The sequence below is a fragment of the Nocardia sp. CA-119907 genome (genome assembly GCF_050955995.1).
Lineage (GTDB): Bacteria > Actinomycetota > Actinomycetes > Mycobacteriales > Mycobacteriaceae > Nocardia.
The window spans coordinates 4370125-4392346 of sequence record NZ_CP192091.1; the positions used below are offsets into that span (position 1 = coordinate 4370125).

The window sequence follows — 22222 nt, forward strand, 5'->3', positions numbered from 1 at the left end:
TCACCCCCCGCCGAACCGGCCCGCATGGAGGATACACGGTGCGGGCGGTGGCGTCCGGTCCAGTTCGGGCTGTCGGGCCACCACATTTCCGGCCGTCGTGCCGTGTGTCCGCCCGAGTCGAGTGCTCCGAATCAGTCCGGTAGCAATGGAACTGAGAGACCTTCGCCGCGGCCGATGAGGGCGGCGCGGGTGACGGCGGCGGAGCCGAAGCGGCGGCGCAGGTCGTCGAGGGTGGCGTCGAGGGTGTTGTTGGCGCGGGGTTCCAGGGGCAGGGTGAGTTGGACGGCGTCGGCATTGTCGAGATTGGTCAGGGCCAGTCCGATCAGGGTGAGGCCGCGCTCCTGGATCATGGGCATCGCGGTGCCGAGCAGGGCGCGGGCGGCGTACAGGATCGTTTCGGTGTGGTCGGTCGCCTCGGGCAGGGTGTGCGAGCGGGTGGCACGGGTGAAGTCGTCGAAACGCATGCGCAGCACCACGGTTCGGCAGACACGCTCGGCCGCGCGCAGTCGGCGGCCGAGGCGGTCGGTCAGGCCGTGCAGGTAGGCCTCGATCTCGTCGGGCGGCCGGTGCCTCCTGCCGAGTGCGCGTTGGGCTCCGATGGAGCGGCGGCGGACGCCGGTTTCGACGCGGCGCGGGTCGCGGGCCCAGGACAGTGCGTAGAGGTGCCGGGCGGCGGCAGGTCCGAGGATCGAGCGCAGCGGCGCCTCACCGAGTTCGGCAAGTTGGCCGATCCGGGTGATGCCGTGCTCGTGCAGGGTGCGCGAGGTGACCTCACCGACGCCCCAGAGTCGTTCGACCGGCAGTGGATGTAGGAAGTCGAGTTCGAGTTCCGGTGGCACCAGCCGTAATCCGTCCGGTTTGGCGACCGCGCTGGCCACCTTCGCGAGGAATTTGGTGCGCGCGATGCCGACCGAAATCGGCAGCCCGACCTGATCTCGCACCGCAGCCCGCAGCCGCCGCGCGATCTCGATGGGTTCGCCCGCGATCCGCCGCAACCCGCCCACATCGAGGAACGCCTCATCGATGGAGATGCCCTCGACCACCGGGGTGGTGTTGTGGAAGACCTCGAAGACGGCCCTACTCGCCTCGGCATAGGCCGACATGCGCGGCGGCACGACGATGGCGTGCGGGCAAAGCCGAAGCGCCGCACCGCCATTCATCGGCGTGTGCACCCCGAACGCCTTCGCCTCATAGCTGGCCGCGAGCACCACCCCGCCCCCGACGATGACCGGACGCCCGCGCAGCCGAGGATTGTCCCGCTGTTCGACCGAGGCATAGAACGAGTCGAGGTCCGCGTGCAGAATCGACGCGTCGGCCCGCGCCTGGATCCGCGGCCGCCCCGACCGCGCGCGAGCACCATTGACCTGGGGCTGCGGCGGGCGAACCAACTCGGACACGAACATATGTTCGCATAGATCGGGGTGTCCCGGTCAAGCTTCGTGCCGGGTCTCCGGGAAAGCCCCGTCCGGTCATCTCGGCGTTGAGCTAGGACGGCTGACGGATCTCGGTGACGATGGTGTAGAGCTCGACGATGACACCATCCCTGGTGCGAGCGATGTCCATGCCGCGGACCACCGGTGGTTGGTCGATAGGGCCGTATTGGAAGCCGAGGTGGCCGATGTCGTCGAGCTCCGCCGCGGTGCCTGCGGGGTGAAAGACCCAGTCCGGTTTTTCGGCACGCAAGTCTCCGGCGCGGCGTTCGAGGTCCTTTCGCCCGTGCACAGTTCGGTCCGATTCGTGCCAGACCACATCTTCGGCATAGGTCTCGGCGATGGCCGCAGCCCGGCGCGCAGGGTCGGGTTCGTTGAAGACGTCGAGAAGGTTGCGTCGCATGAGGGCGGCGGGGGAACTGGTCATGGCGAATCCTTTCCTGCGGGTAGTCGCTGCAGTTCAACACTTGCTACCAGTACTGATGCCGTTTTCCGTCGGTATCGGTGATGAAGATGACCGCATCGGCACCGTCCAGGTCTGCCGGGGTGAGCGGGATGTGGCCGGTCAGGATCGGTTCGCCGGTGCCGAGCGGCTGGGCAAGGGCGGCGCGCAGGGCCGGTGTCGGGAACAGGGCGCGGCGGGTGGTCGCCTCGGCCAGCACGCCTTGGAGGGTACCCGGATCGCTATGGGGATTGGCGTCGGTTGCCAGGAACACGTAGCGCTCGCCGAGGGTGAGGCCGACCAGCGCGCCGGCGCTGCCCCAGCTCAGGTCGTGCTCGCCGTCCGATATGGCGGACTGCGCACGCCGGAGATGGGCGTTGTGCGCGAACACCAGACTCGGCCCGCGGCGCTGCTCCTGGGCGACGATCGCGAGCAGGTTCTCGGCCATCATCTCGGCACGCACGCTGAGCAGGATCGCGATGCGATCGGGTGCGGGGCTGGCCATGGCCGCGTGATAACGCAGCAGGCCCTGGGCGGTGCGCGCGTGCGCGATGGCGTGGTCGTAGCCGTTCGGGTCGGCGGGACGCAGGGCGGGTGCCGCGCGGCGCAGCGTGCTGGCGAGGTCGTCGGCGACGATGCGCAGGGCGCGAGCACGATCGGAGTTCCCGATGGACGCCGCCGGGTCGAACATGGCCGCCTCGTTCGTCCAGTCCCCGTCCGCACCGAGCAGCGCGTCGAGGTCGCGGACAGATTCAGACCGCAGCCCAGCGGGCAGGTAGTCGTTGGCCGAGGACAGTGCACGTCGCGGGCTCGGCGCACCGGAGTACTCCACCGGCGCGTCGAAGCCGCAGAAGCGCACCCGATCCTGCGGCGCGCGGTCGGCGTTGTATGCGCGGAGCCATTCGACGAGTTCGCGATTGCCCGGCACGGCGCCGAACCCGTGGCTGAACCCGGTCGCGAGCACCTCATCGACATCCGTCCTTGCCCCGCCGACGTAGTCGTCGACAACGGACGCGGCGAAGACATCAATTTCCAGCACGATCGACCGATACCCGCGTTCGACGACGTGGCCGAGGAGTTCGTTGCGCAGCAATGGGAACGCCTCGATTCCGTGGGTCGGCTCGCCGAGGCCGAGCAGGGTCGGCGGCTCGGTTCGCGCGGCGAGCAGTTCATCGACGGCCCGGCCGAGGCTGGCCGGGTCGTCGAGTTGGCGGCCGATCCCACGCAGTGATGCCGTAGTGGACATGAACACCCCTTTTCAGAAGGAACTGCCCTCGACGCTATCGTTGAAGATTCGGGTGGAACTTCGGCGACTTCTACCTAAGATTCAGAGATCAAAGCCTCAATCGGAGGTGCAATCTGCGGCCCATCGACCTCGCCCGAGAGCACGGCTTGTCCGCGCAGGCGATCCGCAACTACGACGATGCGGGCATCCTCCCGCCGACCGAGCGCAGCGAGGCCGGCTACCGGATCTACACGCCCGTGCACGCGCAGGCCCTGCGCGCCTTCCTCGCATTGCGCGGTGGCCACGGACATCAGCAGGCAATGGAAATCATGCGTGCGACCAACCAGGGCGATACCGAGTCCGCCTACCGGCTCATCGACGCCGCGCACGTCGCGCTGCTCGCCGAACGCGGCACCCGCACCGAGGTCGCAATGGCCCTGGGCAGCCTGTCCACCACGACACCGACCCCGGTCCACGGTCGACCGCTGACCGTGGGTGAACTCGCGCGCCGACTTGGCGTGCACCCGGCGACGCTGCGCACCTGGGAGACCGCGGGCATCGTGCGCCCCGAACGCGACCGGGCAACGGGTTACCGCCGATACGAACCGGACTGTGTGCGCGACGCCGAGATCGCACGACAGCTGCGCCGAGGCGGGTATCTGCTGCGCCAGGTCGCGCAGTTCATCGAATCGCTGCGCGAGGCGGGCGGGGCGGACGCGTTGCGCGCCTTCCTCGACTCTTGGCAGGACCGGCTGACCGTGCGCAGCCGCAACCTTCTCGCCGGCGCGGCCCAGCTCGATACCTATCTCACCCTGCTCGATCAGACGCAGCAGGGGCGCACGGCGCGATAGTGCCAAGGCAGGATCTTGGAAACATCCGCACGGCGCCGCCCGCCACACACCCCGCGCGCCCGGTCAACATACTCGACTCGGCAAGAGTGAGCGGTCACACCGCCCTTCGCCACGCTGGCAGATCCTGCCGACTTCGTGACGCAAGACAGGACGGAAGCGCGCCAAGAATGGTTGCCGGTCTCAGGGCGCACACGTGCGGGTGTGCTGGATCGCGTCAGAGTTTGCGCTCTTCGGGCGGGGTGAGCAGCGGGTGAGCGAAGCCGAGGATTTCCTTTGCGGCATCGAATTCCATGGTCACGCCGGTACCCGGGCGGTCGGCCCATTCCGGCGGAACCGGTGTGCCCGGCCAGGTATGCCCGCCGCCGAATACCGTCCAGGCCGTCACCTGAGTGCCTCCGGCGCCGCCGGTCGCGGTCTGTCGGGTCGACGTCTCGGTTGTGATCGCGGGCTGGTCGTTCCGACAGCGGTTGAGTGCCCGCCAGTGCTCGGCGGTCTCGAGCAGTCCGAATGTGCGGCCGCGCGGTTCACCGTCGGGTCCGCGGTGGCGCGAAAAGCCGCCGGTGATCGGTTGGATCGGGTCGGCGTCGCCGTTGACGAGCATCGCCGACACGGCATGGGTGGGCCGGATATCGCGCAATGCCGCAGGGAAGCCACCGGCGACCGCGGCGAATACGGGCACCAGGTCGGCGGCCGCCAGCGCGAAACGGTGCGACATGAAGGCGCCGTTGGACATACCGACCACAATGGTCCGATCCGGTGCGGTGCCGAACTGGTCGGCGCACCGATCGATCACCGCGCGCAGGAATGACACATCGTCCACGCCCGCCTGGTCGGCGGTCGTGGCGCCCCGGCCGTCGGCCCAGCTACCACTGTGCCCGTCGGGGTAGGCGACCGCGATGCCCCAGTCGTCGGCGTGGGCCGCGAAACTGGTCCAGTCGTACATGATCGGTCTGTTGGCCGCGGCCGGATTCCCGGACAGATTGCCGTGCAGAACCATCACCAACGGCGCGTGCTGCGCACGCGGCGGGCGCACGGCGCAGGTGCGGACGAGCCCGTCGATGGCGAATTCGCCGGTTACCAGGTCATCGCCCATCGTCTGCCTCCTCGAGCCGAGTTCTAAAGCCTAACGAGCGAATCTACGGTATGACTACGTAGCAAGAGGTCCGGGCAGCTACCCTGGGACTTCAGAGGAGTCCAGTAGTGATGAGGGAGTCGGCATCGTGCGTGGTTTCGGGGACTTGGAGGCGGTGATCATGGACCGCATTTGGGATCGGGACGCGGAGACCACAACGGTCCGCGAAATCTTCGACGAACTGGCCGCCGAACGCGGCATCGCCTACACCACGGTCATGTCGACCATGGACAATCTGCACCGTAAGGGTTGGCTGGCGCGCGAACGCGCCGGCAAGGCATACCGATACTGGCCCACCCTCACCCGCGAGGAGCACAGTGCCCGGCTCATGCTCGAGGCGCTCGGCTCCGGCGGCCGCTCGGATCTGGTGCTCAGCCATTTCGTCGATCGGATCAGCGAGGAGGAGTCGGCCGGGCTACGCGCCGCGCTGCGTCGGCTGACCTCGCGCAAGACCCCCGAGGCGCCGTGAACATAGCGGTGAGCCTGATGATCTACGGCAGCATGGTGGCCACCTTCGGCCCGACCGTGCTGCGCAGACTCACTCACCGCGGTGCCGCCCCCAGGCTGGGGGTGCTCGCCTGGCTGGTCGCGATCGCGGGCGCGCTCGGCGCATGGGCCATGGCGGCCGGAGTGCTGATCATCGAATTCGCCACCTTCTGTCAGCATCCCGCCGACACCCTGCGTGACTCCTACACGGTGCTGTTCACGCCCATCCACCTACCCGGCGGTTCGATCGCCCGAACGGGCACCCTGACACTCGCGGCGCTGGTCGCCATCGCCGTCATCGGCATGCTGGTGCACACCGCGCGCGCCATGCTGCGCTTCCGACGCACCACTCACGCGCACGGGCGCGCCGTGCGGATGGTCGGCCGCCGCGTGCCGGGCGTGAGTGCGGTGGTACTGGATTCGCCGGAGCGCCAAGCCTATTGTGTGGCCGGACGCCCCGACACCATTGTCGTCACCAGCGCCGCGATCGACGCGCTGACCCGTGAACAACTCGCCGCGGTGCTCGCACATGAACACGCGCATCTGAGCGGCCGCCATGGCACGCTGATCGGCTTGCTGCGCGCCATCGCGATCACCCTGCCCGGGGTTCGTCTGGTGACCGACGGAGTCGGCGAAATCGGTCGGTTGCTGGAGATGTGCGCCGACGATAGGGCTGCGCGCAGATACGGCGCGGAGCCACTGCTCGGTGGTCTGCTCGCGATCGTCGGCGCGACCGGTCCGGTCCCGGCGGGTGCGCTCAGCGCTGCGGCGACCGCGGTACTTGCGCGGGCCGAGCGCCTGGCCGCGCCGGTCGGCCCGGTGCGACGTGCGACCAACCGGACGGCATTGCTCGCCGTAATCGCGGCAACGGTTGTCGGTCTACTCGAAATCGCCGTCGGAGTACTGTTCTGCACCACAGTGCTGGGATGACTCGGGCTGGATGAATCCGGCGCTGGGATCAATCCGGTGCCCGGCTCAGTTCGCCGCGCGCCGATCCGTCGAATAGGAGAAGGGGAAATAGGTGCACGTCACCTGGGATCAGGTCTTCACCTGGAGACTGCGCAGACAGTACGTCACGAAACCGGTCGATATCGGGATCATCGAGATCGTCGAGCGGCTGTGCGGGGTGCAGGCTCAGGTGACCGCGGCGGCCGACCTCGCGGTCGCGCTACGGCGGTGCAAACCCGAACCCGGCGCGCTACTACCGGAATTGGCCTCGGGCACGCTGATGAAGACCTGGGCCATGCGCGGCACCCTGCACGCGCTCGTCCCGGAACTGGCGGCGGCGGTCCTTTCGCTGATCGGTTCGGCCCGCACCTGGGAAAAGCCCGCCTGGCAGCGCACGTTCGGCGCATCCCCGGCCGAGGTCGCGGCATTGGCCGATGCGGTGTCGCAGGTCCTCGACGGTGTCGTGCTCAGCCGCGACGAACTGGTCGACGCGCTGGTCGCCGATCCCGCCTTCCATCGACTCGGTGCGGAGTTGCGCTCCGGCTGGGGTGCACTGCTCAAGCCGCTGGCCTGGCAGGGCGCGCTGTGTCACGGTCCGGCGCAGGGCAATCGCGTCACCTTCACCAGTCCGTCCCACCTCATTCGCGGCTGGCGCGGCCTGCCCGATCCGGATGCGGCCGCACCGGTGGCCATCACGGCCTATCTCGGCGCGTACGGCCCGGCCACCCCGGAGACCTTCGATGCGTGGCTCAGTCGCAACAGTCTGAAGAAAACGACGGTGCGCCGGTGGTTTTCGGAATTGGGGGAGGAGCTGACCGAGGTCGATATCGCGGGCCGTCGCGCCTATGTGCTCACCGAACACGCCGATGAACTCGCCGCCACCGAACCGCTGGACACCTCGGTACATCTGCTGGGCGCCTTCGACCAATACGTACTCGGCCCCGGCACCGGCGATACCGAACTGCTACCCGCCGAGCACCGCGCGCGAGTCAGCCGGGCGGCAGGCTGGATCTCGCCGATCCTGGTCATCGGCGGCCGTATCGCAGGCACATGGGAGATCAGCGGCAACGACCTGTCCGTCACCACCTTCGACGGATCCCTGCCGCCGACCCGCGACCTGAAGGCCGCCGCCGACCACGTCGCCGCCGCCATGAGCCACAACGGATTCGCTGTGCACGTGGCATAGCGAACGCCGCGTTCACGCCCGACTTGTGTTGTGCCCCTAGCTGATATCTGATCGGCCAGTCGCGCGAGCGCACAATCGCCACACCCTCGACCGCGCTCGGCCCAACCGGTGTGAAAGCCCGCCGGTTGACCTGAGATGTTGAATTATGCCGGTGCCGTTGTACTTCACCGGCCGGCAGCGAGCCGGAATTCGAGAAGGCAGCGTTGGTCGGTCAGGTCGGTCACGGTGTCGAGGACCAAGATGGACGAGGTCCCCCTCCGGTCGGCAAGGAGTCCGAGCAGCGGCTGCGCGAGGTGCAGCGCACGTTGCGCGACCACTTCACCGACGTCGCGGATGCGCACAGCCAGCAGGCTCGGCTACGCCCTGGTATGGCCGCCGGACATCACGCTGGTGCCGCTGGTCGACCAGGTTCGGGGTGCGGATGTGGATGCGGTGATCATGCCGACGCCGCTGCACATGGATGCGCTGATACTGCATGCGGTGATGTGTGTTGCGGATGTCGAAACCGTTTCTCCGCGAATGTCTTTCGCTCGGTGGACCGCGTTCTCGTGTGGGAGGCAGGGGTGATGAGTTGGAGCACGGCCGGGCTGGTGCTGGCGGCTGGTGTGCCGTTGGCGGTGGTGGTGTGGGCACTGTGCTGGCCTGTGCGGGTGTCGCAGCGCAAGCCCAGAGCGAGCGGCGAGGAAGTGAACAGTAAGACCCTGCCGTCGGGTGATCGGAAGTTTCTGCTCGCCGACGGAACAACCCCACGCTCACCACAGGTTCGGAACCATCGGACTCGGTGCGCAGGCGACGGCATCCTGTCCCTTCGTCAACAGGGTGCGGGGACGTAGCGACTCCAGGCGCGAGCCCGTGCGCGGATTTCGGTGTCGGCGATCCGGTCGAGGCGTAGACCGATGACGAGTGATCTCCAGCATTTTCGTTGCGCCGCAGTGGATGCCCCGGTGGCGGGTCGGGCGCTTTCAACGACTCAACCGTTGAAACAGCCCGGTGCTCGCCCACCTTCGAGATAGGCGAGCACTGGTCGGGAGGTCAGGCGGTGACGCGCTCGCTTACCGACTCCTGTTGTGCGGCAGCTGGTTTGGGCATGTGTGCGCCGAAGCCGATGAGTCCGGCCAGCGCCGCGACGGCGGCGGTGACGTACCAACTGCGGTGGAATGCGTCGAGGGTGGCCTGTGGTCCGGTGGGGGAGCCGAGTGTCGCGACCAGGACGGCGACACCGATGGCGAGACCGAGCTGGCGCGACATGCTCAGGACCGCCGAGCCGGTGGCGAAGCGCTGCGGTGGCAGACCCGCGCTGCCCGCGGCGAAGGCGGTCGGCAGTGTGAGGCCGACGCCGAGACCGCTGACCACCATGCCGCCGAGCAGCCCACCGATGTAGTCGGGTTCCAGGGTGATGGCCCGGGCCCACCACACCATGCCCGCCGCGAACAACACCCCGCCCGCGGCGATCACCGGACCCGCACCGACGCGGCCGATGAACCGGCCCGCGAGAACCGCGACGAGCGGCACCACCAATGGTCCGGGTGCGATCGCCAGCCCGGTTTTCAATGCCGACCAGTCCCACACGTTCTGCGCCCACAGCACCACCGAGAGCAGCATCCCCGCGAACGCGATCTGGAAGAACAGCGAATTGCCCACCATCAGTGCGAAATTCGGCGTACGCAGCAGCGACGGGTCCACTACCGGACTATGGTGGCGTGCCGAGGAAATCCCGAACGCGACGCCGAACACCGCCGCGACCGCGAAGGATATGAGCACCCCCGCCGACGTCCATCCCCAATCCTCACCCTTCACCAACGCCAGGATCAGTGCGCCTATCGAGCCCATCAGCATGACCGCACCGAAGACATCGGGCAGCGGGCCGCCGTCTCCGCACACCTGCGGTAGCAGCCGCAGCCCGACCGCCAGCGCCGCCAAACCGATCGGCACATTCACCAGGAACACCCAGCGCCAATCGATTTCGACGAGCAACCCGCCGATCACCGGGCCGAGCGCGGCGCCGAGCCCACCGAAGGCCACCCACAGCCGTACGGCCATCGGACGCCGTTCGGCCGGGGTGGCGGCCAGCACCAAACCCAGCGAGGACGGCGTCAGCATCGCCCCGCCGACCGCCTGCAACACCCGAAACGCCACCAGCGACGGCACATTCCAGGCCGCCGAGCACAGCCCCGATCCCAGTACGAAGATGGCGAGCCCGATCAGGAATGTGGCCCGGTTGCTGCCTCGATCGCCGAGTCGTCCGGCCGGCACCAGCAGTGCGGCGAAGACGATCGCGTAGGCATTGAGCACCCACGACAGGCCCGAGAGTTGGGTATCGCCGAAATCGCGGGCCATATCCGGCAGTGCGACATTGACGATGAACAGATCCAGGCTCGACAGCAGGATGCCGACCGAGACGATGGCCAGCACCACCCGGGAATCGACGGGCCGATCCTTCGATGTGACAAGAGAACTCACGACTATGTCTCCGATTCAGCCGAGCACTCGGCGGGTTTGTCGAGCCGAGGCGAGTAGCGCGCCGCCGCGATCCCAGATATCGATGTCGTCCACCGACCAACCGCCGACAGTGCTGGCGTTGGTCGCGCGGACGAGGACCGGCTGATGGGTCAACTGGGTCAGGTCGGTGTGCAGATGCATCGAGAAGGCCACCGTCGGCACGGCGACCGGCATGGTCAGGGTGGGGAAGAAGGCGGGCGGTAGCGCGTCGGCGAGCACCGCGAGCGTCGCGGCATCGGTCGGCAGCTGTGGCACCAGCGAGATCCACGCGCACATCCATGCCTCGTCCGCGCCGGTGAGCGGCAGCGGGCCAGGGGCGGGCCGGATCTCGAAATGCGCCCCGACGGATACGATTTCGGGTGGCAGCCGGAACGGTACGCAGTCATAGGGTGCGGGCACTTGCGGCGCGGTGGTGGGCGGGAGATCGGGCACCTGGGTGGGCGTCGTCCGGCCGAAGGTGACCGCGGCGGATGCGACGGATTTGCCCTCTTGATCGGCCATTACCTCGATGACCGCGGTGCTGCGTCCCACCGGATGCGAAGTCGCCCGGAAGGTGAGCACCCCGTCCGCCGGTCGCCCGAGGAACCGCAGGTCCACCGCACGCACGGGGAGGTCGTCGCCGCCCGCGCGTCGCGCGACCTCGACCAGCAGTCCCGCGATAACACCACCGTGCGGGCCGGTCCAGCCGCGCCAGGTCTGATCGATCTGGGCCCGCCAGATGCGGTAGTCGGTCTCGGCCAAGGCGAACTCGTCACCCAGCCGGCTAGTGAGTTGCATCATGAAACGAACCATAGGCTAGCGAGTTCTTTGAAGCAACCGACTATGCTGAGGTTCATGCGCAGGACCAGCTTCGACGAGATGAACTGCTCGGTCGCCCAATGTCTGGAGGTGGTCGGCGAGTGGTGGACGCTGCTGATCGTGCGTGACGCCCTCTTCGGCGTGACCCGCTTCGACGACTTCCGCGCGCGCCTCGGCATCGCACGCAATGTGCTCACCCAGCGCCTGGAACACCTGGTCGCGCACGACATCATGGTCAAGGTCCCCTACCAGGAGAATCCGGTCCGCTACGACTATCGGCTCACGCCCAAGGGGCGCTCGCTGTGGCTCGTCGTGAACGCCATGCGGCAGTGGGGCGACGAATGGGCCGCGCCCGACGGTCCGCCGGTGCAGGCGGTCCATGAGCGCTGCGGCAAGACCACGGTGATCGAACCGGTCTGCGCCGAATGCGGTGAGCACGTGCAGGGGCCCGATCTGCGCCCCGTCGACGGGCCCGGCGCGGGCGCGCACTCGATACTGCCCGCCAACCTCCAGCACGCCCACTGAGCGCGGCGTCCATTAGGCTGCGGCGGTGGCGGATGGGCGAGTGCAGAAGCTGATCGACACGGTCGCGTGGGTGCGCATCGAGGGTGGCCGCATTCTCTGCGCCCGCCCGAAGGGCAAGGACATCTTCTACATTCCGGGCGGCAAACGCGAGGGGACGGAATCCGATCTGCAGACGCTGCTGCGCGAGATCGAAGAGGAACTGACCGTCGCGCTCGTCCCGGAGACCGTCGCTCATGTCGGAACCTATGAGGCCGCGTTGCACGGACCCGCCACCGATGTGATCGTCCGGATGAGTTGCTACACCGCCGACTATCGCGGCACGCTCGCGGCCAGCAGTGAAATCGAAGAGGTCGCCTGGTTCTCCTACGCCGACCGCGCACTGGTGCCACCGGTGGATCAGCTGCTCTTCGACGATCTCGTCCACGCGGGTCAGTTGGCATGATGCGCTAGCGCGCCCACCGAGGGCCGTGCGCGGGATACCGTCGATGTCATGACCACGGTTCGCACACTGTTGCGTTGGGCCGCATACGCGTTGGTCGCGCCGGTGCTCGCCCTCGGCCCCATCGCGAGCCGGTTGCGCGTTCCGCGCCGGATGCTCGGAATTTTCATCGCGCCGCGCGATAACTTGGCGGTGCGCGCGACTGTACATTCGGTGCTTGCCACCGCGGTCGGGCTGGTGACCTGGTTTCTGGCCTTTCTGGCCGCCGTCGCGGCGGTGCGCGGGACCGTCTACCCGCTGATAGCGGCCGACGATCTGGAGCACTCATGGGGTGGTCCGACCTTGGCCGGGGCCTGGGCGGTGCACGCGCTGCTCGGGATCGGCCTGCTGCCCGCATGGGGTCTGCTGCTTGCCGGACTCGGCGTCGTGCAGGTGCGGCTGACCCGGCGGCTGCTCGGCCGGGATGGTCCGTGGTGGCCGCTCCCGGTATCGCTGCTGTTGACAGTCGCCGGCGTGCTGCTCTTCATTTCCTGGCTGCACCAGATCTGAGCTTGCCGAGCCGTGGGAATGCGACGACCGCTACTGCAAAACGAACGCTCGTTCCATGCCGAAGGTCGTCAAGAAGATGACCAGCGATTGTGGGCGCAGCTGGGCGGCCAGATCGGTTCGTGCGGTGACCGGCTGGTGGACTTGACCACCAGCCGGTCACCGTATCCGACCGGTCAGTAATAAAGGCAGGTCGGGTCGTCGGTCGAGAAGCAGCGAGGATTGAAGGAGCCGGTGGCGATCTGACGGAGGATCGGAACGAGCGGGTCGGAGGCGATGGGAGCCCCGGCGCCGACGGGTGCCTCGTCGGCAACTGCCGACCCGGCACCCGCGATCGCCGCAACGGCGATGCCCGCGCCAATTGTGACAACACGAATCATTTTGAACATCAGGACAACTCCCATGAGTGTCGGATCCGTGGCCTCGAATCTCTTCGGCCGCACGGACATTCGAACAGGTACGGGAGGACAGTAGCTATGCATGAGCGCCCCAACGAGACACTCATTTTGCGGGCACCAGATCCGAGGTCGTGTCGGTCGTCGACTGGCGGTGAGTGGAATTGGCTGAGGATCTCCATGACGACAGGCCTGCCGAGCCGAGGGCGGACACGTCGACAGATCCATCAGAGTGACGCCGATTGCGTTGCGGGAGTCGCTATCCGAGAAGATTATTTCGACTCAGCTGCCGCGTGCACGTAGTTTGTCGAGCGGCGCGGCAAGACGGATGCGCCAGTCCAGTGGCGCCCGTGATCTGCCGCCGAGTGGTGACAGCACCAGTACCCACCCGTGCCCGGCTGCCAGATCGGCATTCTCGTTGGATCGGTAACCGCCGTCGATGTATCGGTTGTCGCCGATACTGTGGGGGAGGGGCGGCACCGACCCCGGCGGCGCTACGCCAACAGCCTCGACGTCATCCCGAACGTCTGGAACGCGGACGACATCGATCGCGCCAAGACCTTCTACTCCGACAACAACCTGCCCGCTCCTTGGCCCGGACTGTTCGACCTGATCAAGCAGGCGTCCAGCTCGGGCCAGTATGCACACCTCGACTCCACCAACGGCGTATTCCAAGGCACGTTCAACCCCAAGGTGACGGACTACCTGAAACAGGTCGGATACCAGCACATAGGCGGCTACAGACAGTTCTTCGACATCCCAGGCGTTACCTGGCCGGTAGCCATCCCGGCGGACGTCGGCGACACCGGGATAGGCCGCATCGCGGCCTTGGCCGGTGTACCGCTCGGCGACGGTACTGGAAAGGCACCGGCGAATCGTCGGCCGCTGACCGCCCCGATCAACGGACAGTCCGTGGAGCTGCCCACCGACCCCGACAGCCGCGAGGCCGGGAAACTCGTGGACCTCGTCACCGCCGAGATCGACCCCACTGCCGACATGAACTGATGCCCCGGGCCCTGCCACGGTTAGAACCGCGGCTCGTCATCCTGCGGGCCGCTGCCAAAGAGGGAGTCAGGGCTCCCTCTTTCTGGTCGGAGCGAGATGTACTCGCGGAGTTTGCCTTTGACGTGTGGCTCGAGGTCGCCGGGCGTGAGGCCGAGGGTGGCGAACCGCCGGGCGATCTGCAAGCCATTTGTGTCCACGCTTCTCCGCGAGCTGGCCGGTCGGCGTCTCCACAAGAACCGGCGGAGGCGTCAACTCGCCGGCGGCACCGTGACCCCGAACCAAGTGAACAACGTGAGTTCCTTCTAGTGGGGGTGCTGGTAAGGATCGTGTCAGCCGTGCCCGATAAGACCGCGACCAACGCCAGTAACTGATCAGGCAGCAAATGGCCACGGACACCATCGTTTACGCCATGCTCCGGCATCAACCCGCGCGGTCACCGCGTCAGCGCCGGACTCCGTTCGGCTGCACCACTACTCCCATGCCCGCTGCCGTCTGTCGACTCCAGTTGCCGCCCAACGGATTTCTGACACCCCGCGCCAGCTGCGACTACTGCACGGCCCGTTGGTGCGGTGGTGAATCATGTTGCGCCGACTACTCATCCTGACCGTGCCCACGGTGACCGCGATCGCCGGGGTCATGGCCTTGACGTCGAGCACGAGGGATGTGGCTGGTCATCCTCGAACCGGGGCTCGGTGAACACACCGAACGCCGACTCGTCGGCTGGTTCAACGACGGGAAGGTCGCCGGGAGTACAGGCCACTGCATCGGCAGCCGGCGCGAATACCGCTAAGTGGCGACCGGTGCCCGCCCTGCGCGTTCGATGAGGTGTTGTACAAGTTCGAGCAGTACTTGTTTGCAGGAGGCGCGGTCGCGGGCGTCGCAGAGCAGTGTGGGGATGTGGGGATCGAGGTCGAGAGCGTCGCGGACCTCGTCGACGGTGTAGACCGGTGCGCCGTCGAAGCAGTTGACCGCGACGAGAAAGGGCAGGCCGCGGCGTTCGAAGAAGTCCACGGCGGCAAAGGAATTGCCGAGGCGACGGGTGTCGGCGATGACGACCGCGCCGAGTGCGCCGCGCGAGAGTTCGTCCCACAGGAACCAGAATCGGTCCTGGCCGGGAGTGCCGAACAGGTAGAGCACCAGGTCGGCGTCGATGGTGATCCGACCGAAGTCCAGTGCGACGGTGGTGGTGGTCTTCTGTTCGACGCCGGATAGGTCGTCGATGCCGGTGCTGACCTCGGTGATCAGTTCCTCGGTCCGCAGCGGCGCGACTTCGCTGATCGATGAGACCATGGTTGTTTTGCCGACGCCGAAGCCACCGGCGATGAGAATCTTGACCGAGGCGGCCAGATGCGGTGTCGCACCGGGACGGGTCGGGTCAAAGCTTTCGGATGCCATCCAGTACCGCTCGCAATACGTTGAGATCGCCGGGGCCCGCGTCCGGCTGCACCGGTGCCCGGAAGATCAAGTGGCCTTCGCCGATCAGGTCGCCGACGAGGATCTTGGTTACCGCCAAGGGAAGTTTCACATGCGCAGCCACCTCGGCGACCGACTGCGGGACGCGACACAACGCGACGATGTCCGCGTATTCGGGTTCGGTGCGGCGCAGGGTGGGCGCCCGATCGGCCGTGACGACCACGGTGAGCATGTCCAGATCGTGGCCTGCTCCCATGACCCGCCCGCGGGTCAGCGCGTAGGGCCGGACCAGCGGACCGGCGTCCTCATCGAACCATTGCCCGCCGCCGCGTGTCATGGCAGTCGCGCTGGGGTCGATAGGTAGGTGCCGACGCGTTGCACGGTGACGTTCATTTCGTAGGCGACCATCCCGAGATTCGCGGTTTCGGCCGCCTGCAGTGCCAGGCAGGCGTTGTCCCCGGCCGAGGTCACGAACAGTACGGCCCGATCGAGTTCGATCACCGCTTGGCGGACCCCGCCGCCGTCGAAACGGCTGCCCGCGCTGCGGGCCAGCCCGTAGAGGGTGGAGGACATGGCGGCGAAATGTTCGGCGTCCTCGCGGGTCATCGCGGTGGAACGGCCCAGGAGCAGGCCGTCGGTGGACAGCACCACCGCGTAGCGCACGCCCGCCAGCCGATCGACCAGATCATCGAGCAGCCAATTGAGGTCACCGGGGCTGGAAGAAGTCACCGTTGCCTTCCTGTTCATCCGAGGGATTGACGGCAGGCGCAGCGGATGCGCCGAAATGCTCAGGGGACGCCACCTCGGGCACCACAGCATCAGGGATGGCGGAATCGGGGACCGCGCGGCGGCCCTGTCTCGTCCCGTTTTCGATGGCCGACATCAGGTCTCGGGCCTGCTCGGCCGAGCGCTCCCGCTCCGGCTGCTGTTCGGTAGCCGGTTCCGTCGGGGCCTGCTGCGCCAATTGCGGTGCGATACTGGCCTGCCGGTTGCGGCGCGGCAGGGCGGGCCTGGTGTCGGATGCCGTTGGCTGCGGCGCCTCGAATGCGGGCCTCGGCGGATCCGCCGAGGGCTCGGGCTCCACCGCGGGCGGAGCCAGTGGCGGCGCGGTGAGCACCGCGGAATCGGACTCGGCGCCGCCATAGGGCGAGGAGTCGACGAAGGGGACCGGATGCCGTCGCCTGCGCACCGAGTCCGATGGTTCCGAACCTGTGGTGAGCGCGGGGCTTGTTCCGTCGGCGAGCAGGGACTTCGGGATGAGCACGATGGCGCGGATGCCGCCGTAATCGGATTCGGTCAACCGAACCGAAACACCGTGGCGGGCGGCCAGCTGCGCGACGACGAACAGTCCGAGACGCGAATCCGCCGACAGTGCAGCGACACCGAAATCCGGTGGCTGGCGCAGCATTTCGTTGACCCTGGCGATCTCGGACTCGGACATGCCCATGCCCTGATCGCTGATCTCGGCGACCACACCCTTGCCGACCACATTGCCGGTCACCTCGACCCGCGACTGCGGCGGTGAGAACGAGGTCGCATTGTCCACCAGTTCGGCGAGCAGGTGGATGAGGTCGGCCACGACCGCGCCCAGTACATAGGCCTCCGGAAGCCGGGCCACCCGAACCCGCGCGTAGTCCAGGGTTTCGCCGACCGCGCTGCGAACCAGATCGAGCAGCGGCACCGGATTGCGCCACTGACGTCCGGGCTGACCGCCGCCCAGGATGATCAGGTTCTCGGCATTGCGGCGTTCCCGGGTGGCCAGATGGTCGAGCCGGAACAGCGTATCCAGTAGGATCGGATCCTCTTGGCGCTCTTCGGCTTTGTCCAGGATCTCCAGCTGCCGGTGCACCACGATCTGGCTGCGGTGGGCGATATTGAGGAAGACCGCCTTCACACCCTCGCGGGTACGCGCCTCGTTCACCGCGCCCGCGACAGCCGCGGCGTGTGCATGCTGGAATGCCTTGGCCACCTGGCCGATTTCGTCGGAACCGTAATCCAGGTTCGCCGCCTCGGCATCGGGATCGATGAGTTCGCCCTCGCCCAGCCGCCGCATCAGCTCGGGCAGACGTTCATCGGCCAGGGCGAGGGTCTCGCCACGAAGTCGCTTGAGCCTGCGGATGATTCGGTTGGCCAGCACGATCGCGATGACGAATGCCAGCAGGCTGACCACCACGACACCGCCGCCTGCCCACGCGGAGTTCGTGGTGGCGTCGGCGGCCTTGTCCTCGGCCAGTTTCTGCGAGTACTTGTTCTGGTCGATCCAGACGTCGATCAGTCCGCGGTTCACCTCGGCGGCGACATTGTGCCACTCCTGCATGCTCAGTGGAAGTGGCAGTGGCGTCGACTGCTTGGTGGTGCCACTTGATGCGCTCGACGAACTCGACGAACTGGTGCCGGTGGAAGTTGTGCTGGTCGCGGTCATATTGCGTTGCGCCAGAGCATTTTCCATGGCGGTCAGCTGCTGCCAGGCCTGACCGGCCATGAGCGAGTGCAGGCTCTCCTGCTGCTTCGGGTCGAGTTCGCCCGCCAGATTGGCGACTTCGGTGTGGTAGAAGCCGGTCTGGCGCAGGAACTCCTCGACCGGAACCGGGATCGGCCCATTCGCATTGACGATCGTGGCCGCCAGCGCGTTACTGCGCGACATCGCCTCGGCCGCCAGGAAGATCCGCATACCGTCGGCGATGTGCACGCCGATCTCGGCGTCCGGTGCGGTCTGCTCGGCGATCTCGGTGCCGAAGGAGATGACGTCGAGCAGCCGGTTGTAGAAGTTGTACGCGTCGGGGACGGGCAGTGCGCCCGCATCGGTTGCGGTGCGCACCTGGGTCATCGACGTCGAGAGAGTCATGAAGTTCGCGGCGTTGTCGCCGATCTTGGAATCGTCGACCGCGCGCAGCTTGTCGCCAGCCGCGAGCAGGCCCTTCAGCGCGCTGTCCAGCCGGATCCGGGCCGCGCCGAGCGCGGGTCCCGCGGTCTCGTCGCCGGTGAGCGTGGCTAGTGTGAGCTGACGTTCGCCCTGGACCGCCTCCAGCAATTCCCGGGTCGAGGGAATCGCCTGCTGATTCTGCGACGCCCAGTCCTTGGCCTTATTTCCCTCGGCAACCAGGTATCCCGCCGCTCCCACGCCGACCACGAGCAGAGTCAGGCTCGGGACGAGCGCGATCGCCAGAATCCGCGTTCGGACCCCGAGCCTCGCTCTGAACATCGACACAACCTAAACCAGTTGTGACCATTTCGTTGCTCGAGTCCCGGTGAGCGGGACGAGATTTGACAATCCGAAATAGTTCCGTCCCGGAAACAATGCGCATGTACACGGCTTCTGGCGCACCGAGCAGACCGGGGTTACGCTGCACATTCGGCGCATTGCGATGGTGTGAGAGGCGGTCCTGAGAAGATGAACGCCGGTCCGATCGACCCGCGATACGACGTCCGTATCAGCGGCATGGAGGAGTGGGAAATCCTTGTCCCGCAAGGGCTGTCGGTGGTGGTCGATCCGCTGCTGTACCGGGTCGGCCAGTTCTTCCTCGAGGGCAGGGCGGCCGGGCCCGATCGCTGGTCGGTTATCGCGGCGGATCTCGGTGCGCTGGCGACCTTCTTCGACCTCATCGTGTTGCACGACAAGCTGCCCGCCTTCAACTATCCGGACACCTTCGATACCGAGGAGATGAACTACCGCGACGGTCTCGGCAGCGCGATGAACGCCGACGGCGAGCAGACCCTGGTGCACGTCGATGTCGCGCTCGATCTGTACGAGCGAACGAAAACCGCCGCGCTGGAACAGATCAAGGACCGGATGGCCCACGGTCCCTTCGTGCCCGGCGGCGTCGCCGACCAGATTCTGCGAACGCTGCACGGCATGCGCTACCAATGGCAACCGGCACTGGAATATCTCGACCCGCAACTGCCCGACGAACGCGATAAACAGTTGGCGCGCTTTCTGGTAGGTCATCTGGTCTTCACCGGTTACGCACAGCAGATCGGCGCACCGCATGTCGTATCTGCGTGTCGCAGCCGGGTGATCGGCGCGATCGGCGTCGGCGCGGCCAACCGGCGCGCCGCCACCGAGGCGGAGGTCTTCGCCGAGCTCGCCCGCCGCTGCCGCACCGGCGGGGATGGCTGGCGCGATGAGGAATTGCCCTGGACGCCTTCATTTCTCCCGTACCTCGTGGAAACCTTGGACGGTGCGCGCGGCGGCCCGGAGGCCCTGCTGCGGCGCGCCAAGGATCTTCGCGAGCAGAAGGCGGTCGCCCGCTATCGGACGCTGCGCGCCGAACTCGCCGCCGAGGACGCCGACCGCTCCGAGCGGGCCCGCCGCGCCCTCGCCGAAGCAGCCGATGCCGTGGCGGCCGAACTCGACTCCACCCGCGATCGCCTGGAACTATTGCGCCCCATCGTGATCGAGGTGCTGCCGAAGGCACTCGGTGCCGGACTCGGCGCGATGGGCGGACTCATTGTCGCGGGCCCGCCCGGCGCGGTCGGCGGCGCGATCGTCGGCACCGCGAGCGAGCAGGCCTTCAAGATGGTCAACGAACGGCTGTGGGGTTGGAGCATCGACCGGCTGCCCTTCCGCAGTGCGCGCAAACTGCTGGCCCGCTCGGTGCGGGCCGAACGCGAAATCGGACTCGAGCTGGGCCCGAAACTCGAACGCATCTGGGAAAGACGCGGCGCCTGAATCGAATTCGGTGGCGGGCTCGCCACCGAATTCGCCACCGCGGTCACAGGCCGGCGAAGCGGCCGATGGCGACCAGCACGGCGATGATGAGCAGTGTCGTGGTGATCGCGATATTGCGGGGTTCGCGCAGGCGCACGTGCGAGGTGATCGCACCGATCATGACCACGGCGAAGCCGACCGCGGCCAGTGGGGTGAGCACCGGCACGATCCCGGTCCACCAGGGCACGATGATCCCGACGGCGCCGAGCAGTTCGCTGTAGGCGGTCAGTCGCACGACCGGCTTCGGAAATACCGCGACACCGGTCTGGCCCGATGCGACCAGTTTCTCCTTCGACTGCGTGGATTTCGCGATTCCGGATGCGGTGAACACGATGGCCAGCAGGATCTGTCCGATCCATAAGGCGATATTCATGATTCCTCCCTGAGTTCGTCGGGGGCGGGGTGTCCATCAGACAAATCAGGTCCGCGGAACGTGACAGTTCCAGCCGAATACACACCATTCTCCGTCAACCACGCGGTAGTGGCTGCTGCGGTGACCGCACGCGGCGTATGTTGTGTGTATCCCGAGGTTACTGACAAGTAGGAGGCACCGATGCCCGCGCCGAATGCCGAAGTCTTCGACCGTCTCAGTGCGCTCGCCGCGATCGATGATCCGGCCGAGCGTGCGCGCAAGACGATCGCCGAGACCTTCACCGGCAAGCCACTGGGCACCGTGCCGGTGGGCAGCGCCGAGGACGTGACGGTCGCCTTCGGCAAGGCCAGGGCGGCACAGGCCAGGTGGGCCGCGCGGTCGGCCAAGGACCGGGCCGAGGTGCTCGAGCGGTATCGGGAACTGGTCATCGAACAGCGGGAATTCCTGATGGACGTGATCCAGGCCGAAACCGGCAAGGCGCGCTGGGCCGCCCAGGAAGAGATCATGGGCCTGATGTTCGCGGCCCGCTACTTCGCCAGGGTCGCGCCCGATCTGCTCGACGCGCACCGCGTGCCCGGCGCCTTCCCGGTGCTCAACCGCGCGAACGTGCGCCACCAGCCCAAGGGCGTCGTCGGTGTGGTCGCGCCGTGGAACTATCCGATGCTGCTGTCCATCGGTGATTCGATCCCGGCGCTGCTCGCGGGCAATGCGGTGGTCGTCAAGCCGGACAGTCAGACCCCGTTCTCCGCACTGGCCAGCGCGGAGCTGCTGTACCAGGCCGGGCTGCCCCGCGACCTGCTCGCGGTGGTACCCGGCCCGGGCACCGTGGTCGGCACCGCGATCGTCGACAGCTGCGACTACCTGATGTTCACCGGATCCTCGGCGACCGGGCGCACCCTGGCCGAACAGTGCGGGCGCAGGCTCATCGGTTTCTCCGCCGAACTGGGCGGCAAGAACCCGATGATCGTTACCCGCGGCGCGAAACTGGATCGAGCCGCCAAGGCCGCGGTGCGCGCCTGCTTCTCCAATGCCGGACAGCTGTGTATTTCGATCGAGCGGTTGTACGTGGAGAAGGCGGTCGCCGCGGAGTTCACCGAGAAGTTCGTCGCCGCCGTCAGGGCCGCGAAACTCGGTGCCGCCTATGACTATTCGGCCGATATCGGCAGCCTGATCTCCGAGGCGCAATTGGAGACCGTCAACAAACACGTCGCCGACGCGACCTCCAAGGGCGCGAAGGTGCTCGCCGGCGGTTCGGCGCGCCCGGATCTGGGACCGCTGTTCTTCGAACCGACCGTGCTCGCCGATGTCACCGACGAGATGGAATGCGGTCGCAATGAAACCTTCGGCCCGCTGGTCTCGATCTACCCGGTCGAGAATGTCGAGCAAGCGATCGAGCTGGCCAATGACACCGAGTACGGACTGAACGCGAGCGTGTGGGCGCAGAGCAAATCGGCGGGCGAGCGGATCGCCGAGCGGCTGCACGCGGGCACTGTCTGCGTCGACGAGGGATACGCACCGGCCTGGGGCACCACCGCCGCACCGATGGGCGGTATGGGCATTTCCGGCGTCGGGCGCAGGCACGGCCCGGACGGTCTGCTGAAGTTCACCGAACCGCAGACGGTGGTCGTCACGCGATTCATGAATCTCGATGCGCCAGTGGTGATCTCACAGGACAAGTGGCAGCGGCTGCTGATGACCCTGGCCCGCAGCTTCCGGTTCCTGCCCGGCCGCTGACCCGGCCCCCGACCCCGCCGCCCCGGTTCACAACGGGACGGCGGGGCCTTGCGGTGTCGGCCCGGGGCTGCGGAACCCCCTGGCCGA

The 22222-nt window shown here is 67.2% G+C and carries 24 protein-coding genes; 11 read left to right on the top strand and 13 right to left on the bottom strand.

Features of this window, described 5'->3' with window-relative positions:
• Positions 1-131: 131 nt before the first annotated feature.
• From dinB to ACQP2D_RS19115, 3 genes are all read right to left on the bottom strand, one after another.
• Positions 132-1403: a DNA polymerase IV gene (gene dinB, locus ACQP2D_RS19105; protein WP_433685047.1), complete on the bottom strand. Its 1272-nt coding sequence runs from the start codon at positions 1401-1403 to the stop codon at positions 132-134.
• 82 nt (positions 1404-1485) lie between these two features.
• Complete coding sequence (locus ACQP2D_RS19110) at positions 1486-1857, bottom strand: nuclear transport factor 2 family protein (protein ID WP_433685048.1); 372 nt, start codon at positions 1855-1857, stop codon at positions 1486-1488.
• Between the two features lie 43 nt (positions 1858-1900).
• Positions 1901-3118 carry an erythromycin esterase family protein gene (locus tag ACQP2D_RS19115; protein WP_433685049.1) on the bottom strand — a complete coding sequence of 406 codons (1218 nt, stop codon included), beginning with the start codon at positions 3116-3118 and terminating at the stop codon, positions 1901-1903.
• Between the two features lie 113 nt (positions 3119-3231).
• On the opposite strand from ACQP2D_RS19115, the gene ACQP2D_RS19120 reads away from it, so the two are divergent.
• Positions 3232-3948, top strand: a complete 717-nt coding sequence (locus tag ACQP2D_RS19120) for a MerR family transcriptional regulator (RefSeq protein WP_433685703.1) — start codon at positions 3232-3234, stop codon at positions 3946-3948.
• Between the two features lie 214 nt (positions 3949-4162).
• Here ACQP2D_RS19120 and ACQP2D_RS19125 read toward each other — a convergent pair whose 3' ends face one another.
• A complete protein-coding gene (locus ACQP2D_RS19125; protein ID WP_433685051.1) occupies positions 4163-5041 on the bottom strand; it encodes an alpha/beta hydrolase family esterase in 879 nt (292 codons plus the stop codon).
• 124 nt (positions 5042-5165) lie between these two features.
• On the opposite strand from ACQP2D_RS19125, the gene ACQP2D_RS19130 reads away from it, so the two are divergent.
• The 3 genes from ACQP2D_RS19130 (at position 5166) to ACQP2D_RS19140 (ending at position 7700) form a co-directional block, all read left to right on the top strand.
• Positions 5166-5549: a BlaI/MecI/CopY family transcriptional regulator gene (locus ACQP2D_RS19130; protein WP_433685704.1), complete on the top strand. Its 384-nt coding sequence runs from the start codon at positions 5166-5168 to the stop codon at positions 5547-5549.
• Positions 5546-6496, top strand: coding sequence for a M56 family metallopeptidase (locus tag ACQP2D_RS19135; RefSeq protein WP_433685053.1), 951 nt, complete (start codon positions 5546-5548; stop codon positions 6494-6496). The genes ACQP2D_RS19130 and ACQP2D_RS19135 overlap by 4 nt, the downstream gene beginning before the upstream one ends.
• 91 nt (positions 6497-6587) lie before the next feature.
• A complete protein-coding gene (locus ACQP2D_RS19140; protein WP_433685054.1) occupies positions 6588-7700 on the top strand; it encodes a winged helix DNA-binding domain-containing protein in 1113 nt (370 codons plus the stop codon).
• Positions 7701-7864: 164 nt separating this feature from the next.
• Here the strand turns inward: ACQP2D_RS19140 and ACQP2D_RS19145 are convergent, their stop codons facing one another.
• On the bottom strand, positions 7865-8041 hold the full coding sequence (locus tag ACQP2D_RS19145) for a hypothetical protein (protein ID WP_433685055.1): 177 nt from the start codon (positions 8039-8041) through the stop codon (positions 7865-7867).
• On the opposite strand from ACQP2D_RS19145, the gene ACQP2D_RS19150 reads away from it, so the two are divergent.
• A complete protein-coding gene (locus tag ACQP2D_RS19150) occupies positions 8034-8267 on the top strand; it encodes a hypothetical protein (RefSeq protein ID WP_433685057.1) in 234 nt (77 codons plus the stop codon). The two genes, ACQP2D_RS19145 and ACQP2D_RS19150, sit on opposite strands and share 8 nt — an antisense overlap.
• 465 nt (positions 8268-8732) lie before the next feature.
• On the opposite strand, the gene ACQP2D_RS19155 is transcribed toward ACQP2D_RS19150, so the two are convergent.
• Together ACQP2D_RS19155 and ACQP2D_RS19160 are read right to left on the bottom strand one after the other, a co-directional pair.
• Entirely contained in the window at positions 8733-10160 is a 1428-nt protein-coding gene (locus ACQP2D_RS19155; RefSeq protein ID WP_433685058.1) for an MFS transporter, read from the bottom strand.
• 15 nt (positions 10161-10175) lie between these two features.
• Positions 10176-10979: an acyl-CoA thioesterase gene (locus ACQP2D_RS19160; protein ID WP_433685059.1), complete on the bottom strand. Its 804-nt coding sequence runs from the start codon at positions 10977-10979 to the stop codon at positions 10176-10178.
• Between the two features lie 54 nt (positions 10980-11033).
• Between ACQP2D_RS19160 and ACQP2D_RS19165 the strand changes: the two genes are divergently transcribed.
• The 3 genes from ACQP2D_RS19165 to ACQP2D_RS19175 are packed head-to-tail and all read left to right on the top strand — an operon-like array spanning position 11034 to position 12510.
• The gene (locus ACQP2D_RS19165) at positions 11034-11522 is read left to right on the top strand and encodes a winged helix-turn-helix transcriptional regulator (protein ID WP_433685060.1); all 489 of its coding nucleotides are present in this window, start codon (positions 11034-11036) and stop codon (positions 11520-11522) included.
• 25 nt (positions 11523-11547) lie between these two features.
• Complete coding sequence (locus ACQP2D_RS19170) at positions 11548-11964, top strand: NUDIX hydrolase (protein WP_433685061.1); 417 nt, start codon at positions 11548-11550, stop codon at positions 11962-11964.
• A 48-nt stretch (positions 11965-12012) separates the two neighbouring features.
• Positions 12013-12510: a hypothetical protein gene (locus tag ACQP2D_RS19175; RefSeq protein ID WP_433685062.1), complete on the top strand. Its 498-nt coding sequence runs from the start codon at positions 12013-12015 to the stop codon at positions 12508-12510.
• 173 nt (positions 12511-12683) lie between these two features.
• Here the strand turns inward: ACQP2D_RS19175 and ACQP2D_RS19180 are convergent, their stop codons facing one another.
• Entirely contained in the window at positions 12684-12911 is a 228-nt protein-coding gene (locus ACQP2D_RS19180; protein ID WP_433685063.1) for a hypothetical protein, read from the bottom strand.
• A gap of 381 nt (positions 12912-13292) precedes the next feature.
• Between ACQP2D_RS19180 and ACQP2D_RS19185 the strand changes: the two genes are divergently transcribed.
• Positions 13293-13907: a hypothetical protein gene (locus ACQP2D_RS19185; protein ID WP_433685064.1), complete on the top strand. Its 615-nt coding sequence runs from the start codon at positions 13293-13295 to the stop codon at positions 13905-13907.
• Positions 13908-14693: 786 nt separating this feature from the next.
• On the opposite strand, the gene ACQP2D_RS19190 is transcribed toward ACQP2D_RS19185, so the two are convergent.
• From ACQP2D_RS19190 to ACQP2D_RS19205, 4 genes are read right to left on the bottom strand one after another with little or no spacing between them, the layout of a single operon-like run.
• On the bottom strand, positions 14694-15302 hold the full coding sequence (locus ACQP2D_RS19190) for a GTP-binding protein (RefSeq protein WP_433685065.1): 609 nt from the start codon (positions 15300-15302) through the stop codon (positions 14694-14696).
• Positions 15283-15657 carry a DUF742 domain-containing protein gene (locus ACQP2D_RS19195; protein ID WP_433685066.1) on the bottom strand — a complete coding sequence of 125 codons (375 nt, stop codon included), beginning with the start codon at positions 15655-15657 and terminating at the stop codon, positions 15283-15285. Before ACQP2D_RS19195 ends, ACQP2D_RS19190 begins: the two co-directional genes overlap by 20 nt.
• A complete protein-coding gene (locus ACQP2D_RS19200; protein ID WP_354960371.1) occupies positions 15654-16049 on the bottom strand; it encodes a roadblock/LC7 domain-containing protein in 396 nt (131 codons plus the stop codon). The genes ACQP2D_RS19195 and ACQP2D_RS19200 overlap by 4 nt, the downstream gene beginning before the upstream one ends.
• On the bottom strand, positions 16027-18522 hold the full coding sequence (locus tag ACQP2D_RS19205; protein ID WP_433685067.1) for a nitrate- and nitrite sensing domain-containing protein: 2496 nt from the start codon (positions 18520-18522) through the stop codon (positions 16027-16029). Before ACQP2D_RS19205 ends, ACQP2D_RS19200 begins: the two co-directional genes overlap by 23 nt.
• Positions 18523-18711: 189 nt before the next feature.
• On the opposite strand from ACQP2D_RS19205, the gene ACQP2D_RS19210 reads away from it, so the two are divergent.
• Positions 18712-19989: a hypothetical protein gene (locus ACQP2D_RS19210; RefSeq protein ID WP_433685068.1), complete on the top strand. Its 1278-nt coding sequence runs from the start codon at positions 18712-18714 to the stop codon at positions 19987-19989.
• A 43-nt stretch (positions 19990-20032) separates the two neighbouring features.
• Here the strand turns inward: ACQP2D_RS19210 and ACQP2D_RS19215 are convergent, their stop codons facing one another.
• Positions 20033-20401, bottom strand: coding sequence for a DoxX family protein (locus ACQP2D_RS19215; protein WP_433685069.1), 369 nt, complete (start codon positions 20399-20401; stop codon positions 20033-20035).
• 180 nt (positions 20402-20581) lie between these two features.
• Here ACQP2D_RS19215 and ACQP2D_RS19220 point away from each other — a divergent pair, with 180 nt between their 5' ends.
• Positions 20582-22135, top strand: a complete 1554-nt coding sequence (locus ACQP2D_RS19220; protein ID WP_433685070.1) for a succinic semialdehyde dehydrogenase — start codon at positions 20582-20584, stop codon at positions 22133-22135.
• Positions 22136-22222: the final 87 nt, after the last annotated feature.